The organism is Amycolatopsis sp. NPDC051106 (assembly GCF_040682775.1).
Lineage (GTDB): Bacteria > Actinomycetota > Actinomycetes > Mycobacteriales > Pseudonocardiaceae > Amycolatopsis.
Window position 1 is genome coordinate 49,368 of sequence record NZ_JBFBBQ010000053.1, and the last position, 16,367, is coordinate 65,734.

Genomic DNA, 16,367 nt, shown 5'->3' on the forward strand with positions numbered 1-16,367 from the left:
CGGGTGAGGGGCATCACGCCCGTTTGTTGCAAGCAGAGTGCTTGCAATAGCTAGCACTCGCGCGTACCGTCGGAAGTGTCGCGAGGAGGTGACCGGATGGCAGAAACCGGTGGGACGCCAGGATCCGGCAGTCCCATGGAGAAGGTCGCGGACATCGCTTCCGACATCGGCGAGTACATCCGCCAGCAGCGCAACACCGCGAAAATCTCGTTGCGCCAGCTGTCGAAGCTCGCCGGCGTGTCCAACCCGTACCTGAGCCAGATCGAGCGCGGGGTGCGCAAGCCCAGCGCCGAGATCCTGCAGCAGATCGCCAAGGGACTGCGCATTTCAGCCGAAGCGCTGTACGTGCAGGCCGGGATCCTCGATCTGCCGACGGGTGGTCCGGTGGGCGACGCGATTCGCGCCGACGCCGAGCTGACCGAACGGCAGAAGCAGGTCCTGCTCGACGTCTACGAGTCCTTCCGCCGGGAGAACGCCGCGGCACGGCCGGCCGCCGGGTCGTCTCCCGCCACAGACACCCCAGACAGCACACCAGCCGCAGACACCAAGGAGTCAGCATGACGACCCCCAAGACCACCGAAGACGTCAAGAAGGCCGTGACCAGCGCCCTCGACCAGGTCCGCACCCCGCTGCTCGCCGCGCTCGGCGCCGGCAACCTGGCCGGCCAGGCCGTCACCGACGCCGTGGCGAAGGCCAAGGAGAACGTGACCAAGGGCAGCGAGACCGCCCGCAAGAACCTGCAGGAGCTGCCGACCGACGTCGAGAGCCTCCGCGGGAAGCTGGACCCGGCCGAGCTGCGCAAGGTCATCGACGAGTACACCGAGGCCGCGCTCAAGCTGTACAACAAGCTGGCCGAGTCGGGCGAGCAGGCGTGGGACAAGTTCTCGACCCAGCCGCAGGTCAAGAAGGCCATCGAGCAGCTCGAGGAGGCCATGGCCACCGCGCAGGGCCAGGTCGAGGGCGTCGCAGGCGAGGTCCGCGAGCGCGTCGACGGCGTGCTGGGCACCTTCACCAAGCGCACCCGCTCGGTCGGCGAGAAGACCGCCCGCAAGGTGACCGACGTCGCCGGCGACGCCGCCGACGCCATCGAGGAGCTGGGTGACGACGTCGCCCACGAGACCCGCTCCGCGAGCCGCAAGGTCGCGAACAAGACGGCCCCGAAGACGGCCGCTCCGGCCCGTCGCACCACCGGCGGTACGACCACCAGCGCCGCCGCGAAGAAGCCGGCCGCCCCGAAGGCCGACAAGTAACCGAGCCGGATAGGTAAAAACGCCGTGAACACCCCGGCCCCGCCACCGCATGCCGGTGGCGGGGCCGGGGTCGTTCGGGCGGTTTGCCGTAAGCTGTCGCTGTGCTGGTTGCCATCTGGATCCTCGAAGTAGTCCACTGGGGCAGCGCGCTGGTCGGGCTCTTCGCGTTCGTGCACGCGCTCCTTCAGCGCGCCGACGCCTATTCCGCGGCCGACCGCAAGACCAAGCCCGTCTGGATGCTCATCACCGGCGGCGCGACGCTCGCGATGGCGTTGTTCAGCGTGATGGGCCCGGGGATGATCTTCTGGGTGCCGGCCATGGCCGCGGCCCTGGTCTACATCGTGGACGTCCGCCCCAAGCTGATCGAGGTCCAGCGCGGCGGCTCGAACTGGTAGTTACGCTGGCAGCGTGACCTGGACCATTGCCGGGAGCCTCACCGTGGTTCCCGCCCCCACGCGTACCGACCTGCTCGCCGATCCCGTCGCCAAGGCGCTCGCCGCGCTCGCCGATCCGGACGCCGTCGGCGTCACCGAGATCGACCCGGCGCTGGCCGACACCGCCGCCTTCTGCGAGACCTACGGTTCGCCGCTCGAAGCGTCCGCGAACTGCGTCGTCGTCGCCGGCAAGCGCGCGGGCGAAGTCCGCTTCGCGGCCGCGCTCGTGCTCGCGACGACCCGCGCCGACGTCAACGGCGTGATCAAGCGCCGCCTCGACGTCCGCAAGGCGTCGTTCGCGCCGATGGACGAAGCCGTCACCCTGACCGGGATGGAGTACGGCGGCATCACGCCCGTCGGCCTGCCCGCCGACTGGCCCATCCTGATCGACCAGCGGGTCGCCGACGCTCCCGAGCTCGTCATCGGCAGCGGGATCCGCGGCAGCAAGCTGCTGATCTCCGGCGCCGCGCTGGCCTCGCTGCCCGGTGCCGAGGTCACCGAGGACCTCGCCAAGTGACGTCCGTCTGGCTCCGGTACCTGACCGGTGCCGACATCGACTCGCTCGGCGTCACGGACGCGGACATCGTCGGCGCGGTCGAGGACGTGCTCGCCGACCACGGCCGCGGCCAGGTCGTCTTCGAACCGCGGACGCACCTCGTGCCGGACAACGGCGGCAAGGGCCACTTCAACATCCTCCGCGGCCACCTGTCCTCGAAGCAGGTCAGTGGCGTGAAGGTCGTCGGTGACTTCGTGGGGAACTTCGAACGGGGCCTCCCTTCCGAAATGGCGTTGATCCTGCTGCTCGACCCGGACACGGGCATGCCGCGGGCCATCGTCGACGGCACGATGATCACCGAGGCCCGCACCGGCGCGATGACCGCCGTCGGCGCGAAGTACCTGGCGCGCCCGGACTCCCGGGTGCTCGGGCACATCGGCGCCCGCGGTACCGCCTGGTGGAACGTCGTCCTCCTCGACTCGCTGTTCGACTTCGCCGAGATCCGGGTGACCAGCAAGCGCCCGGAGTCCCGTGAGGACTTCGGCCGCCGGCTCTCCGAGCGGCTCGGCAAGGACGTCCGCGTCTGCGCCACGGCCGAGGAGACCCTGGACGGCGCGGACATCCAGGTCGAGGCCTCCCGGCTGGTCGAACCCGAGCCGCTGGTGCGGCGCGAGTTCCTCCGGCCGGGCACCTTCCTGGTGCCCTACGGCACGATCAGCGCGCTCGAGCTCACGCTGCTCGACGACATCGACAAGGTCGTCGTCGACGACTGGCGCGAATCGCGGTCCGGCGACCCGCGGTTCGGCGCCCTGCGCCCGCAGCTCAACGCCGGCCTCCTCACCGCGGACGGGGTCCACGCCGAGATCGGCGACATCGTGGCCGGGAAGAAGCCGGGCCGCGAGCACGACGCCGAGCGGATCCTGTTCTGGCACCGCGGACTGTCCACAACGGACGTAGCGGTGGCGAACATGATCCTCACCCGTGCCGAGGCTTCCGGCGTCGGCACCATGCTGCCGTACCGATGATCATCGACGGAAGCGGGTTCGCCGACGGTGAACGGTTGGTTCTGGACAAACCGCTGGTAGAGACGCTGCGGCGGCGCCGGGAGGCACTCTTGACGGCGCTCGGAAGCCGCGAAAAGCCCGTCTACGGCGTCACCACCGGGATGGGCCGGCTGGCGGGCGTCGCGCTCGACGCGCGGCAGCAGGCAGAACACCAGCGCAACCTGCTGATCGGCCGCGCCGTCGGCGGGCCGCCATGGCTGCCGCCTGAGGACGTCCGCGCGCTGCTCGTCGCGCGGCTGCGCGACTTCCTGCAGCCGTGGTCGGGGGTGAGCGCGGAGCTGGTGCAGTTCCTCGTGGACCGCCTGAACGACGGCTTCACGCCCGCCGTCCCGCGCGGCGGCCTCGGCAGTTCGGGCGAGATCATCCCGCTGGCGCACGCCTTCCAGACGTTCCTCGGCATCGGCACGGTCCTCGAAGACGGCGTCGAGACGCCCGCTTCGGACGCGCTCGCCAAGCGTGGCGTAGCGCCGTACGTGTTGGGGCCCAAGGAAGGTGCTTCGCTGCTTCAGGGTTCTCCGCTGGCCGTGATGCACGCGCACCGCGGCTGGGCCGAGGCGCGGCAGCTCATCCAGCTGCAGACGCTCACCGAGGCGATGGCGATCGACGTCCTCGGCGCGCCGCGCGAGGTGTTCTCCCCGGTCATGGCGGGCGGCGACGACCACCTGCGGCGGCTGTTGCAGGCCCTGACCGGGATGGTGGGTGCCGGCCCGGTGCGCTCGGCGGTCGTGCAGGCACCGCTGTCGGTGCGGGTCGCGCCGCGCGCGCTGGCCCACGCGTCCCGCGTCAACGACGAGCTGGCCGAGACCCGCCGGCGCTGGGGGACGATGCCGGGGGACTCGCCGTCTTTCGTCGAGGGGGAGTTCATCCCGGGGACCGCGTACCACGCGGTGGACCTCGGCCTGCGCATGGACGCGGTGACGGCGGCGCTGGTCCACCTCGGCGAGGTGTCGGTGCAGCGCATGCACCGGCTGCTCGACGAGCGCTTCAGCGGGCTTCCGGCGCAGCTCACGACGGACCCCGGGCCGCGGGCCGGCCTAGTGCCGCTGCACAAACGGGCGGTCGGCGAACTGCACGCGTTGCGCCGGCTCGCGACGCCCGCGACGCTCGGCTCTCTTGATACCTCGGCTGGTCAGGAGGACGTGCAAGCGTTTGCGTGGGCGGCGGGGGAGCAGTTGCGGGCGGCCGCGACGCACTTGTTCGCGATCACGGCGTGCGAGCTGATCACCGGGTCGCAGGCGCGCTACCTGGCTTCGGACGGCGTCGCGGGCTTGGCTGCCGCTTACGAATGGGTGCGGTCGGTGGTGCCGCCGGTGGACGAGGACCGGCCGTTGGGGCCCGAGGTCGAGCGGCTGATCGAGGCTTGCCGGGAGGGCTCGCTCGCCGGGCCGCCGACGCGGTAGTGAGCGTGGACCTGGGGCTGGTGGGACGGGCCGCGGTGATGTTCGCCGTGACCAATGTCGACGACCTCGTGCTGCTCGCCGTCTTCTTCGCCCAGGCCGCCGGGCGGTGGGGCGCCGTCAAGGTCGTGACCGGGCAGTTCCTCGGGTTCGCCGCGATCCTCGCCGCGTCGATCGGCGGGGCGCTGGGGGCCGGGTTGCTGCCGGACGGCGCCGTTCGCTGGCTGGGCGTGCTGCCCTTGCTGCTCGGGGTGCGCGCCGCTTGGCAGGCATGGCGCAGGGAAGACGACGAATCGGCGCCGGCGGCCGGGGTGCTCGGGATCGCCGTCGTGTGCTTCGCCAACGGTGGCGACAACGTCGGTGTCTACGTGCCCGCCTTCGCCGCGACCGGGCCCGCCGGACTTGCCGTTTACGCCGTGGTCTTTCTCGTGGGCGTCGCCGTGTGGTGCGTCGCAGGGCGGTTCCTCGCGACGCGGCCGGGTGTCGCACAGGTGCTCGCGCGGTGGGGGCACATCGTGCTGCCCGCGGTGCTGGTCGCGCTGGGCGTGCTGATCCTGCTCGGTGCCTTCTAGCGCGGTTCCCTACGACTCGCGCCGGGCGTTCTGCAGGGCCAGACCTCGGGGCGTGGCCAACCGGGTGATCAGCGCGAACAGGCCGTCGCAGGCCAGCGCCAGGACCACTGCCGCCAGGCCGCCCGCGAAGATCTCGCCGTAGCCCGACGCCCCCAGCGCGAAGCCGTCGACGATGTAGCGACCGAGGCCGCCGCCGTCGTTGACGATCGCGCCGATCGCGACCGTCGCGATCAGCTGGAGGAACGCCACCCGCGCGCCCGCCAGGAGCACCGGTGACGCCAGGGGCAGCTCGACGCGCAGCATGATCTGCCACTCGCGGTAGCCCGTGCCGCGTGCCGCGTCGACCGTCTCCTGTTCCAGGGACACCACACCCGCGTACGTGTTCGTGAACAACGGGGGCATCGCCAGCGCGACCAGCGCGAGCAGCAACGGCCAGAACGTCGTGTCGACCTCCCAGCGGCTGGCCAGGAACCAGAACAGGATGATCAGGCCGAAGCTGGGGATCGCGCGGCCGATGTTCACCGCGCTGCTCGCGAGGAACGCGCCCTTGCGGTAGTGGGCCAGCCACAGCGCCGCCGGGATCGTCAGGACCGCCGCGATCACCAGCGCCAGCAACGAAAACCGGAGGTGCTCCACCGTCCGGTACGGGATGCCGGCCTTGTCCGTCCAGCTCCAGCGGTTCGGGTCCGCGAGCCACGCGTTCAGCTGGTCGAGGAAGCTCATCGGGCCCGCACCTTCCGCGACCACGGCGCCAGCAGGCGCTCGCTGAGCCACAACAGGAGATCCACGACCACCGCCAAGACCACCGACAGCACCACGCCGACGATGATCTCCGTCGGGTTGGGCGTCGCCGTCTGGATGCCCGCGCGGATGAAGTAGCCCAGGCCGCCGAGGCCGAGCATCGACGTCACCGTGACCAGCCCGATCGTCGTCACCGCGGCGACGCGCAGCCCGGCGATCACCACCGGCAGCGCGAGCGGCAGCTCGATCTGCCAGAGCAGCCGGCCGCGCGTGTACCCCATGCCGACCGCGGCCTCGCGGACTTCGTTCGGCACCTGGTCGACGCCGGTGACGATGTTGCGCACGAGGATGAGCAGCGTGTACGTCGCGAGCGGGATCATCGCGGTGAGGAACGTCAGCCCGAAGAACGGCACCAGCACGGCGAAGGCGCCGAGGCTCGGGATGACGTAGAGCGCGCCGGCCGTGCCCAGGATGACCGGGTACGACCAGCGGTACCGCAGCGAGAGGACCGCGAGCGCGATCGAAACGACCAGCCCGACGCCGAGTGCGGCGGCGGTCAGCGAGATGTGTTCGCCGAGGCGCTGGACGATGTCGTCCGCGTTGCGGTCGACCCACTTCCATTGAAAGATGGGAGGTCCGCTGTCGGCGGCCAGCGGGGTCACCGCGGTCACGTGCACCTGGCGACCCTACCCCGTTTGGTGGGGACTCATTCCGAAGTCTGGGAATTCGAGCGGTTTTCTCCCAATATGTGGGCGCTTGTCGGTGGGCGGGGCTAGGGTCCTTTCGTCTGTTCGAGTGATGAGGGAGTGGGATTAGTGCGCTGGTTCCGGAACGCGTCCGTGGTGGCGGTGGCCGTCGCGGCGACGCTCGGTTTGGCCGCCTGCGGGGGTGGCAGCGACAGCGGTGACAAGCCCGCCGCGCAGAGCAAGGGCGGGGCGCCGATCGTCGTCGCGTCCTTCAACTTCACCGACAGCCAGATCCTCGCCGAGATCTACGCGCAGGCGCTGGAGGCCAAGGGCTACCCGGTGACGCGCAAGCTGAACCTGGGCTCGCGGGAGCTGATCTACCCGTCCTTGAAGTCCGGTGAGCTGCAGTTCATCCCGGAGTACCAGGGTGCGGCGATCACCACCGGCTTCGGCAAGGAGGCCGGCAAGACCGCGCAGGAGGAGCACGAGCAGCTGGCCAAGCTGTTCGAGGCCAGCGGCGTCGGCCTGCTGAACTTCGCCGCGGCGGAGGACAAGAACACCTACATCATCAAGTCCGACCTGGCCAAGGAAAAGGGGATCGCGTCGATCAGCGAACTCAAGAAGCTGGACAAGGTCGTCATGGCGGGGCCGCCGGAGTGCGAGAAGCGCCTGCCGTGCTTCCAGGGCTTCAAGGACGTCTACAAGCTGACGAACGCGACGTTCCAGACCGTCCAGGAAGCCGGGCCGCGGGTCGAGCAGCTGAAGTCGGGCGCGGTGACGGTGATCCCGGTCGACTCGGTCAGCCCGCTGACCGGCGACTCGAACTACACGGTGCTCAAGGACGACCTGAACATCGTGCCGACGGAGAACGTCGTGCCGGCGGTGAACAAGAAGGTGCTGGACGAGCGTGGCGCCGACTTCGCGACCGCCGTCAACGCGGTGAGCGCGAAGCTGACTACCGATGTGATGCGGGATCTGAACAAGCGAGTCGACTCGGATGGCGAGAAGGCTGCTGACGTCGCGAAGGATTGGCTGGCACAGGCCGGTCTCTGACGCAAGCGCCCCAAGGCGGCCTTGGGTGCGTTGAACGCACCGAAGGCCGCCTTGGGTGCGTCTGACGCACCGAAGGCCACATTGGGGCGCGCGTCAGGCCGTGCCGCGGACTACCCAGGCGCGGGCCGAGAGCGGGATCGAGCCGTCCGGGTTTGTCGGCAGCCGGCTCCGCAGCAGCTCGCGCACCTGGGCGCGGCGAGCCTCAGGGAGCGTCGCTAGGTACGCCGGGGCCGGGCCCTGCGCGCCGAGGAACGGCTGCCAGTAGTCGTCGAAGCTGGTGAACACCGTCGGGATCTTGATCTCGCCCACCGACACCCCGGTGAAGCCCGCCTCCGTCCACAGCCGGCCCAGCGGCTCGGGTCGGCACAGCGTGAACCGGCGGCCTTCGTCCAGCTCGGCGACCTTCGCCGGGTCCAGCTCGGCGGCGGCCTCCCAGAAGTGGCGGATCAGCTCCATGCCCTCCGCGAGGTCCCAGAGGTACGCCGCGGCCAGGCGCCGCGTCACCCGGGCGATCTCCGCCGCCGCGCTCGCCGGGTCGGGTACGAAGTTCAGCACCAGCCCCGACACCACCACGTCGAAGCTGTCGTCCGCGAACGGGAGCTCACGCGCGTCGGCGACCTCGAACGACGCCCGCGGGTCGGTCACCTGCGCCCGGGCCGTCGCCAGGAACCCCTCGGACGGGTCGGCGCCGACGACTTCGGCGGGGTCGCCCGCGGCCAGCACGGCCGACGTCAGCGCGCCGGTGCCGCAGCCGACGTCGAGCCAGCGCAGGCTCGCCGGGGCGTCCAGTTGCCGCACGAAGATCGGCGCGATCCGGCGGCTCCACCGCCCGATGTAGGCCTCGTACGCGTCGCCCGTTTGCCACATGCCTGGCAGTACAGCACAAAGAACCGCTGGTCAGCCGTTAGCCAGATCACCTGTTGCCGTGGTGCCCGCCGACGTCGCCCGCCGCAGGAAACCGGCGATCAGCGCCAGCTCCTCCTCGCTGTAACCGGCGCAGAGGTCGTCCATCGCCGCATTCATCCCCGCGTACAGCCGGAACAGCTCCCCGTTGCGGCCGCGGACCGCGCGCACGGCGACCGCGCGGCGGTCGGCCGCCTCGGGGTCGCGTTCGCGGACGATCCAGCCGCCCTTTTGGAGCCGGTCGAGGATGCCGGTCATCGTCGCCGGGTGCAGCCCGGCGCGGCGGGCCAGCGCGCTCGGGCTCAGCGGCCCGTGCCTGCCGATCAGCTCCAGGCAGTCCAGGTCGACGTCCTTGAGCGCCAAGCGCGCGCTGACCTGGTGGTTCAGCAGGGAAAGCTGGTTGCGCAGGTCCCGCAGGGCGTCCTTGAGCGCCACCGTCGCGCGCCGGCGGCCGACGGCGTCCGTCGTGGAACTCATGCCCATCAGCCTAACGCGGTGATCGGCCTCCCGGCCGATGGTGGAATCGTGGACCACAATCGACGTCCGAAGGAGAAGGAGCGAAATGGGAAAGGTCACGGCCACCGCGGAGCGCACCATCGACGCCCCGGCCGACAAGGTCCGCGCGCTCGTCGCCGACTACGCCGAAACGCGCCCGAAGCTGCTCACCGAGCACTACCGCGACTACGAGGTGACCGAAGGCGGCGTCGGCGCCGGGACCAAGGCCGGCTGGAAGCTGCAGGCGACGTCCAAGCGCGTGCGCGACGTCAAGGCCACCGTCAGCGAGCCGAAGCCCGGCACCCTGGTCGAGACCGACGCGAACTCCAGCATGGTCACCACCTGGACCGTGTCCGAGGCGGGGGAGAAGAGCCTCGTCCGGATCGAGACGACCTGGGACGGCGCGGGCGGCATCGGCGGCTTCTTCGAGAAGACCTTCGCGCCCGGCGGGCTCAAGAAGATTTACGACGGCGTCCTCGGCAAGCTGGCCGAGATCGTGTGACCAGTCACAATCGGAATGTGCGCCCCGGTTAGCCGGTTCTACCCGGTGAAATCCGGGGCGCATGCCCCGCTTCGACCGACTTGAGGAGTTCGACGGTGACCACAGCGACCGAAATCCGGCTGGCCTCGCGCCCCGAAGGTGTCCCGACGCACGACAACTTCGACGTCGTCGACACCGAGATCCCCACCCCGGGCGAGGGGCAGATCCTGGTGCGCAACCTGATCATGAGCGTCGACCCGGCGATGCGCGGGCGTATGCGCGACGTCAAGTCGTACGCGCCGCCCTTCGCGGTGGGCGAGGTCATGTCCGGCGGGGCGGTCGGCGAGGTCGTCGAGTCGAAAATTGATGGAGTCGGACCCGGTGACCACGTGCTGCACCAGGCCGGCTGGCGCACCCACGCCGTCCTCGACGCCAAGCGGTTCGTCAAGGTCGACGCCGACGCCGCACCGCTCTCGACGTACCTCGGCGTGCTCGGCATGCCGGGCCTGACCGCGTACGCGGGCCTGCTGGAGTCGGCCGAGTTCAAGCCGGGCGACACGGTGTTCGTCTCGGGCGCGGCCGGTGCGGTCGGCTCGCTCGTCGGGCAGCTCGCGAAGCTGAAGGGCGCCAAGCGCGTCATCGGCTCGGCCGGGTCGGCGGAGAAGGTCCGGCACCTCATCGACGACCTCGGCTTCGACGCCGCCTTCAACTACAAGGACGGCCCGGTCGCGGCGCAGCTCGAAAAGGCGGCGCCGGAAGGCATCGACGTCTACTTCGACAACGTCGGCGGCGAGCACCTCGAGGCCGCCATCAACTCGATCACCCTGCACGGCCGGATCGCCGTCTGCGGCATGATCTCGCAGTACAACGCCACCGAGCCGACGCCGGCGCCGCGCAACCTCGCGCAGATCATCGCCAAGCGGCTCACCATCCGCGGGCTGCTGGTGATCGACCACTGGGGTCTGCAGCAGCAGTTCGTCAGCGAGGTCGCGCCGCTGGTGAAGTCCGGGGAGATCAAGTACTCCGAGACCTTCGTCGACGGCATCCGCAACGCGCCGGACGCCTTCCTCGGCCTGCTGTCGGGGGCCAACACCGGCAAGATGCTGGTCCGGATCGCGGACTAACCCAGGAGAGCGGCCAGCTCGGGCAGCGACGTGATCGTGTACGTCGGCTCGGGCGAGCCGGGCAGCGGGCGGACGCCGGGCCGGGCGAGCAACGCCGTCCGCAGCCCGGCCGCCTGCGCGCCCGCGATGTCCCAGTCGTGGGCGGCGATCATCACCGCGGCCGCCGGCGCCACCGAGTAGGCGTCCAGCACCTGCCGGTACGGCTCCGGCGCGGGCTTGAGCTTGCCGACCTGCTCGGCCGAGAAGATCCGGTCGAAGAGCGTGGCCAGGCCGGAGTTCTGCAGCTGCGCCTCGGCCGTGGCGAGCGGCGAGTTCGTCAGCGCGACGACGTCGTGGCCGGCTTCGCGCAGTTTGGCGAGGCCTTCTTCGACGTCCGGGTGGGCGGGAAGCGAGCGGAGTCCCGCGCCGATCTGGGCGAGGTCCACCGTCCGCCCGTGCCGCGCGGCGACTTCGGTGGCGGCTTCGCCCGCGATGCCGGCGAAGTCGCGGTAGCCGCCGGTGGCCGTGACGGTCAGGACGGTGTGGATCGCCAGCCCGAACCACTCGCGCCGCAGCTCGGGGCCGCCGACGAGGCCGTCCATGGCGGTGAGGTCGAGCAGGGTCTCGTTGACGTCGAAGACGCAGAGCATGCGGATCTCCGGAGGTTCGAAGGTGCTCGTACCTCGTCGAAGGTACGACAGTTGCCGTACCATGTCCAGCATGCCCGGTGAACTGCCGATCCCGGAGATGGCCGACGTCGACCTCGGCGCTGTCCTGTCCGCCCTCGCCGATCCCCATCGCCGCGCGGTGGTGCTGGAGCTCGTGAACGGCGGCGGCACCGAGCGCGCGTGCTCGTCGTTCCCGCTGCCGATCGCCAAGTCGACCCGGACGCACCACTGGCGCGTGCTGCGTGAGGCCGGCCTGGTCCGGCAGCGCGACGCGGGCAACGGCACGTTCGTGCGGCTGCGCCGGGACGAGTTCGACGCGCGGTTCCCAGGGCTGCTCGACGTCGTTGCCGAAATAAGCGCGGCCGGGATCAGTACTGCTGGGTCAGCGCCCGCTCGTTGAGGTCGTCGTCCAGTTCCTTCGCCGACGTCGACAGGGACAACTGGTCGCGCAGGATCGTGCCCAAGGTCGGCAGGGTCGAGCGCTCCGGCCACGTCGACGGGTCCCACAGCGACGACCGCAGGAACGCCTTCGCGCAGTGCATGTAGAGCTCTTCGACCTCGATGACCACCGCGAGCTTCGGTCGTTTACCTTGCACCGCAAGCGAATCGAAGAACGGCGCGTCCGACAGCAGCTTCGCGCGGCCGTTCACCCGGAGCGTCTCGTTCATGCCCGGCACCAGGAACAGCAACCCCGCGTGCGGGTTGTCGACGATGTTGCGGAAGCTGTCGATCAGCTTGTTGCCCGGCCGGTCGGCCAGCACCAGCGTCCGGTCGTCGAGCACCAGGACCGAGCCCGCCGGGTCGCCGCGCGGTGAGACGTCGCAGCTGCCGTCCGGCGCCGACGTCGCCAGCAGCACGAACGGCGAGTGCGCGATCAGGTTCCGCGCGTGCTCGTCGAGGTGGTCGAGGATCTTCTGCCGCGTCCTCGGCTTCGTTTCTCCGATCAGGTCGCGCAAGGCCTCGTGCGTGTCGATGTGCGTGCCGGTGATCCCCATGGACCAAGCTAGCGCGGACCACCGACAGTCCGGCCCGCGATCACGATCCGCGCCGCCTCGGTCGACTTGTGCACCACGAGGTCCACCGAGTAGCCGTGCTTCACGAAGACGCCGTCGAGCTGGAACGTGCCGTAGCCGTGGGCCTGCGTGAACAGCTGCTCCATCAGCTCCAGCGCCGTCTCCGGATCGGGGGCGACAGCCAGGCAGCGCAGCAGGAACTCGTCGGTCAGGCGCCGGGTCTGATCGTGCAGCTCCACGTGCTCCGGACCGTGGAGGCCGTCGGCGTAGATGACGTTCATCCCGGCCCGGCGCTCGATCAGGTACCGCGTGTACGCGCCCGCGCCCGCGGCCAGGGCGTCCGCCGGGTCCTCGTGCTCGGCCGCCGCCGCGGCGACGCGGTCGGCCAGCTGGCCCGCGATGTGGCAGGCGACCTCGGCCAGCAGGCTCTCGCGCGTGGGGAAGTGCCGGTACGGCGCGCCGGGGCTGACGTTCGCCAGCTTCGCGACCTTGGCGACCGAGAAGCCCTCGAGACCCTGCTCGGCGATCAGGTCGAGCGAGACGCGTACGAGCTCGGCCCGCAGGTCGCCGTGGTGGTACTTCCCGCCCATGGCCTGGATCACATCTCCGATCGAAATATGTAAGACCCCTCTTACGTAGACATGTAAGAGACCTCTTACAAGGAGGAACGGTACTTGAACCTGGAGGGTTCCATGAGCACCACCACGCACGCCATTGCCGCACCGGCGCCGGGTGCGCCGCTCGCACCGACCACGATCGAGCGCCGCGACCTGCGCGCTGACGATGTCTTGATCGACATCGCCTACGCCGGCATCTGCCACAGCGACATCCACCAGGCCAAGGAGGACTGGGGCCAGGCGATCTTCCCGATGGTCCCGGGCCACGAGATCGCCGGGGTCGTCGCCGCGGTCGGGTCCGAGGTGACGAAGTACCAGGTCGGCGACCGCGTCGGCGTCGGCTGCATGGTCGACTCCTGCGGCGAGTGCGAATACTGCCAGGCGGGCACCGAGCAGTTCTGCGTCAAGGGCAACGTCCAGACGTACAACGGCGTCGGCTTCGACGGCGAGAACACCTACGGCGGTTACAGCAACCAGATCGTCGTGAAGGACGCCTTCGTCTGCCGCATTCCCGAGGGCATCAGCCTCGACATCGCCGCGCCGCTGCTGTGCGCGGGCATCACCACCTACTCGCCGCTGAACCACTGGGGCGCCGGGCCGGGCAAGAAGGTCGCCGTGATCGGCCTCGGCGGGCTCGGGCACCTGGGCGTCAAGATCGCCGCCGCGATGGGCGCCGAGGTCACCGTGCTGAGCCAGAGCCTCAAGAAGCAGGAAGACGGCCTCAAGCTCGGCGCGACGGACTACTACGCGACCAGCGACGAAGCGACGTTCGACGTCCTGCGCGGCAAGTTCGACGTCATCCTCAACACCGTTTCGGCCAAGCTGCCGGTGGACGCCTACCTCGGCCTGCTGAAGGTCGGCGGCGCGATGGTGAACGTCGGTGCGCCCGGCGAACCGCTGTCGTACAACGCTTTCTCGCTGCTGGGCGGCAACAAGGTGCTGGCCGGGTCGATGATCGGCGCCATCGCCGAGACCCAGGAGATGCTGGACTTCTGCGCCGAGCACGGCATCGGCGCGGAGATCGAGACGATCCCGGCGGACAAGGTCAACGAGGCCTACGAGCGCGTCGAGAACTCCGACGTCCGCTACCGCTTCGTCATCGACGCCGCCACCATCGGCGCGTGACGCGGGAGCACGGCAACCGCGTCAGAACACCACGGTGCGGTTGCCGTGCACCAGCACCCGGTTCTCCAGGTGCCAGCGCAGGCCGCGGGCCAGCGTGACCTTTTCGATGTCCCGGCCCTTGCGGACCATGTCCTCGACCGAGTCGCCGTGGTCGACGCGGATGACGTCCTGGTCGATGATCGGGCCGGCGTCGAGGTCCGCCGTCACGTAGTGGCAGGTCGCGCCGACCAGCTTCACCCCGCGCGCGTACGCCTGGTGGTACGGCTTCGCGCCGATGAACGACGGCAGGAAGCTGTGGTGGATGTTGATCGCGCGGCCGGCCCACTCGCGGCACAGGTCCGCGGGCAGGATCTGCATGAACCGGGCCAGCACCACCGCGTGCGGCTCGTGCTCGCCGACCAGCTTGCGCACCTGTTCGAACGCCGCTGCTTTGTCTCCGGCCGGGAACGGCACGTGGTGGAACGGGATCCCGTGCGCGCGGGTGATGTCGGCCAGCGACTCGTGGTTGCCGATCACCGCGGCGATGTCGACGTCCAGCTCACCGGAGGCGACGCGGCCGAGCAGGTCGTACAGGCAGTGCCCGGCCTTCGAGACGAGCACCACCGCGCGGCGCCGCTCACCGGTGTCGCTGACCTCCCAGCTCGACTCCGCGGACAGGTCCGCGGCCACCTCGCCGAAGCGGGCGCGCAGCTCAGCGGCGTCGAACGGCAGCGAGTCGGCCCGGACGACCTGGCGTGTGAAGAACCAGCCCGTGTCCGGGTCGGTGTGGTAGGCCGCTTCGACGATCCAGCCGCCGTGCTCGGCGAGGAACCCGGAGATCCGGGCGATGATGCCGGTGCGGTCGGGGCAGCCGAAGGTGATGACGTAGCGGCGTTCGGGAGCGGTCACGACGGGCATTCTCCCTCGTGCTGGTCAGGGCGCCGCGAGTGGTGCGAGGTCACCCGTGACGGACGCCCGGTGCGGACGGCCCCACAACGCGCGGTAGACGTCGTCGGCGGCGCCGTCGACTTCGGCGTCCGGGGTGCCCAGGGTCCAGGTGCGCTCCGGCGTCGTGACGCGGACGTCGGCCTTCCGGCCCAGGCGCGGGGTGAGGTAGGTCAGGAACTCGTCGATGCCGTCGTTGGCGAAGCCGGGTTCGAACCGCGTCGGCGGGACGTCGCCGAGTGCGGACTCCGCGTCGAGGCGGTGGATCGCCGTCTCGTGGGCCATCCGGCGGGTCCAGTCGCCGACCGTCACGGCGAAGCCCGGGTACGGCGAGTACGCCGGGGCTCCCGGGTCTTGCGCGAGGGCCTCGCGCAGGGCCAGGCGCTGGCCGTCCCACCACCCGAGCAGGTCTTCCCAGTCCGCCGGGGGTGCCGGCTTCGCGGGCCGGTTCACCGCCAGGCCGACGGCGAAGCAGTGCACGAACGCGATGTGCCCCACCAGGTCACGAACAGTCCACTTCGGACAGTTCGGCACCCGGGCCGCCGGGCCCGCCTGCAGCGCCGCCCGCTTCAGCGCGTCGGCGTGGATGTCGATCGCTTCCCGCATGGGCCGACCGTAGCCGTCGCCCGGCCTCGATCGCGACCACCAGGCCGAGTCCGAGGCTGAAGGACAGCAATAGGCCCTTCACCGGTTCGTCGGCGAAGGCGGCTCCGCCGGCGAGACCGATCAGCACGCTGTAGACCGCCCAGATCGCCGCGCCGGCGAGGTCGAGCGGCACGAACCGGCGCACGGGATACCCGAGGCTGCCGTTGGCGAGCGCGCTGGCGACGCGTCCGCCGGGCAGGTAGCGCGCGGCGATGATCAACAGGCCGCCGTTGCGGTGCACCTGGTCCCGCGCCCACGCGTAGCGCCGCTGCCCTTCCGGCCCGCGGTGCAGCCGCGCCATCGCCCGCGGCCCGGCGGCCCGGCCGACGGCGTACCCGAGGCAGTCACCCGCCCACGCGCCCCCGGCGGCCACGGCCGCGAGCAGCGTGAGGTTCGCCGGGTCCGGGCCGAGCAGCACGGCGACGGTCACGACGGTCGTCTCGCTGGGCATGAACGGCAGCAGCGCGTCCAGCCCGGACACGGCGAAGACGAGCACCCACAGCCACGGCGAGCCCAGGGCGTCGCGCAGCAGTTCGGTGACGTGCGCCAGCAGTTCCACGGCTCAATGGTGATCACCGCAGGTCACTTCGGGGTGACGCAGCGGGGGTGCCCCGGTGAACAAGCGCCCCAATGTGGCCTTCGGTGCGTCAGACGCACCCAAGGCGGCCTTCGGTGCGTTCAACGCAACCAAGGCCACATT

General features: G+C 70.5%; 22 protein-coding genes. 12 read left to right on the forward strand and 10 right to left on the reverse strand.

Annotated elements, in window-relative coordinates; genetic code table 11:
• The first annotated feature begins 135 nt into the window (after positions 1-135).
• The 7 genes from AB0M83_RS31985 (at position 136) to AB0M83_RS32015 (ending at position 5,213) form a co-directional block, all read left to right on the forward strand.
• On the forward strand, positions 136-561 hold the full coding sequence (locus AB0M83_RS31985; RefSeq protein ID WP_364522560.1) for a helix-turn-helix transcriptional regulator: 426 nt from the start codon (positions 136-138) through the stop codon (positions 559-561).
• Positions 558-1,250: a hypothetical protein gene (locus AB0M83_RS31990; RefSeq protein WP_364522562.1), complete on the forward strand. Its 693-nt coding sequence runs from the start codon at positions 558-560 to the stop codon at positions 1,248-1,250. The genes AB0M83_RS31985 and AB0M83_RS31990 overlap by 4 nt, the downstream gene beginning before the upstream one ends.
• 101 nt (positions 1,251-1,351) lie before the next feature.
• Entirely contained in the window at positions 1,352-1,645 is a 294-nt protein-coding gene (locus tag AB0M83_RS31995; protein WP_329052779.1) for a DUF2516 family protein, read from the forward strand.
• A gap of 13 nt (positions 1,646-1,658) precedes the next feature.
• Positions 1,659-2,201 carry a YbaK/EbsC family protein gene (locus AB0M83_RS32000; protein ID WP_364522564.1) on the forward strand — a complete coding sequence of 181 codons (543 nt, stop codon included), beginning with the start codon at positions 1,659-1,661 and terminating at the stop codon, positions 2,199-2,201.
• On the forward strand, positions 2,198-3,205 hold the full coding sequence (locus AB0M83_RS32005; RefSeq protein ID WP_364522566.1) for an ornithine cyclodeaminase family protein: 1,008 nt from the start codon (positions 2,198-2,200) through the stop codon (positions 3,203-3,205). The genes AB0M83_RS32000 and AB0M83_RS32005 overlap by 4 nt, the downstream gene beginning before the upstream one ends.
• Positions 3,202-4,644: an aromatic amino acid lyase gene (locus AB0M83_RS32010; RefSeq protein WP_364522568.1), complete on the forward strand. Its 1,443-nt coding sequence runs from the start codon at positions 3,202-3,204 to the stop codon at positions 4,642-4,644. Before AB0M83_RS32005 ends, AB0M83_RS32010 begins: the two co-directional genes overlap by 4 nt.
• Before the next feature lie 5 nt (positions 4,645-4,649).
• Positions 4,650-5,213 (forward strand): cadmium resistance transporter, encoded by a 564-nt coding sequence (locus AB0M83_RS32015; RefSeq protein WP_364522570.1) that lies wholly within the window; start codon positions 4,650-4,652, stop codon positions 5,211-5,213.
• Between the two features lie 9 nt (positions 5,214-5,222).
• On the opposite strand, the gene AB0M83_RS32020 is transcribed toward AB0M83_RS32015, so the two are convergent.
• Positions 5,223-5,936: an ABC transporter permease gene (locus tag AB0M83_RS32020; RefSeq protein WP_364522572.1), complete on the reverse strand. Its 714-nt coding sequence runs from the start codon at positions 5,934-5,936 to the stop codon at positions 5,223-5,225.
• Positions 5,933-6,631, reverse strand: a complete 699-nt coding sequence (locus tag AB0M83_RS32025) for an ABC transporter permease (RefSeq protein ID WP_285482133.1) — start codon at positions 6,629-6,631, stop codon at positions 5,933-5,935. The genes AB0M83_RS32020 and AB0M83_RS32025 overlap by 4 nt, the downstream gene beginning before the upstream one ends.
• Positions 6,632-6,769: 138 nt before the next feature.
• Here AB0M83_RS32025 and AB0M83_RS32030 point away from each other — a divergent pair, with 138 nt between their 5' ends.
• Positions 6,770-7,693, forward strand: a complete 924-nt coding sequence (locus AB0M83_RS32030) for an ABC transporter substrate-binding protein (protein ID WP_364522575.1) — start codon at positions 6,770-6,772, stop codon at positions 7,691-7,693.
• A 93-nt stretch (positions 7,694-7,786) separates the two neighbouring features.
• Here the strand turns inward: AB0M83_RS32030 and AB0M83_RS32035 are convergent, their stop codons facing one another.
• Entirely contained in the window at positions 7,787-8,560 is a 774-nt protein-coding gene (locus AB0M83_RS32035) for a class I SAM-dependent methyltransferase (RefSeq protein WP_364522577.1), read from the reverse strand.
• Between the two features lie 30 nt (positions 8,561-8,590).
• Positions 8,591-9,073, reverse strand: coding sequence for a MarR family transcriptional regulator (locus AB0M83_RS32040; protein WP_364522580.1), 483 nt, complete (start codon positions 9,071-9,073; stop codon positions 8,591-8,593).
• A gap of 85 nt (positions 9,074-9,158) precedes the next feature.
• Here AB0M83_RS32040 and AB0M83_RS32045 point away from each other — a divergent pair, with 85 nt between their 5' ends.
• Together AB0M83_RS32045 and AB0M83_RS32050 are read left to right on the forward strand one after the other, a co-directional pair.
• On the forward strand, positions 9,159-9,593 hold the full coding sequence (locus tag AB0M83_RS32045) for an SRPBCC family protein (protein ID WP_364522582.1): 435 nt from the start codon (positions 9,159-9,161) through the stop codon (positions 9,591-9,593).
• Positions 9,594-9,688: 95 nt separating this feature from the next.
• On the forward strand, positions 9,689-10,696 hold the full coding sequence (locus tag AB0M83_RS32050) for an NADP-dependent oxidoreductase (protein ID WP_364522584.1): 1,008 nt from the start codon (positions 9,689-9,691) through the stop codon (positions 10,694-10,696).
• Here the strand turns inward: AB0M83_RS32050 and AB0M83_RS32055 are convergent.
• Complete coding sequence (locus tag AB0M83_RS32055; RefSeq protein WP_364522586.1) at positions 10,693-11,325, reverse strand: haloacid dehalogenase type II; 633 nt, start codon at positions 11,323-11,325, stop codon at positions 10,693-10,695. The two genes, AB0M83_RS32050 and AB0M83_RS32055, sit on opposite strands and share 4 nt — an antisense overlap.
• A gap of 70 nt (positions 11,326-11,395) precedes the next feature.
• Here AB0M83_RS32055 and AB0M83_RS32060 point away from each other — a divergent pair, with 70 nt between their 5' ends.
• Complete coding sequence (locus tag AB0M83_RS32060; RefSeq protein ID WP_364522588.1) at positions 11,396-11,743, forward strand: helix-turn-helix transcriptional regulator; 348 nt, start codon at positions 11,396-11,398, stop codon at positions 11,741-11,743.
• Here AB0M83_RS32060 and AB0M83_RS32065 read toward each other — a convergent pair.
• Together AB0M83_RS32065 and AB0M83_RS32070 are read right to left on the reverse strand one after the other, a co-directional pair.
• Entirely contained in the window at positions 11,712-12,338 is a 627-nt protein-coding gene (locus AB0M83_RS32065) for a pyridoxamine 5'-phosphate oxidase family protein (protein WP_364522590.1), read from the reverse strand. The two genes, AB0M83_RS32060 and AB0M83_RS32065, sit on opposite strands and share 32 nt — an antisense overlap.
• Positions 12,339-12,346: 8 nt before the next feature.
• On the reverse strand, positions 12,347-12,958 hold the full coding sequence (locus tag AB0M83_RS32070) for a TetR/AcrR family transcriptional regulator (RefSeq protein ID WP_364522592.1): 612 nt from the start codon (positions 12,956-12,958) through the stop codon (positions 12,347-12,349).
• Between the two features lie 90 nt (positions 12,959-13,048).
• Here AB0M83_RS32070 and AB0M83_RS32075 point away from each other — a divergent pair, with 90 nt between their 5' ends.
• Complete coding sequence (locus AB0M83_RS32075) at positions 13,049-14,098, forward strand: NAD(P)-dependent alcohol dehydrogenase (protein WP_364522594.1); 1,050 nt, start codon at positions 13,049-13,051, stop codon at positions 14,096-14,098.
• 21 nt (positions 14,099-14,119) lie between these two features.
• Here AB0M83_RS32075 and purU read toward each other — a convergent pair whose 3' ends face one another.
• The 3 genes from purU to AB0M83_RS32090 are packed head-to-tail and all read right to left on the reverse strand — an operon-like array spanning position 14,120 to position 16,226.
• Positions 14,120-14,995, reverse strand: a complete 876-nt coding sequence (purU, locus tag AB0M83_RS32080) for a formyltetrahydrofolate deformylase (protein WP_364522596.1) — start codon at positions 14,993-14,995, stop codon at positions 14,120-14,122.
• Positions 14,996-15,010: 15 nt separating this feature from the next.
• Positions 15,011-15,628: a maleylpyruvate isomerase family mycothiol-dependent enzyme gene (locus tag AB0M83_RS32085; RefSeq protein ID WP_364522598.1), complete on the reverse strand. Its 618-nt coding sequence runs from the start codon at positions 15,626-15,628 to the stop codon at positions 15,011-15,013.
• Entirely contained in the window at positions 15,525-16,226 is a 702-nt protein-coding gene (locus AB0M83_RS32090) for a VTT domain-containing protein (RefSeq protein ID WP_364522600.1), read from the reverse strand. The genes AB0M83_RS32085 and AB0M83_RS32090 overlap by 104 nt, the downstream gene beginning before the upstream one ends.
• Positions 16,227-16,367 lie beyond the last annotated feature (141 nt).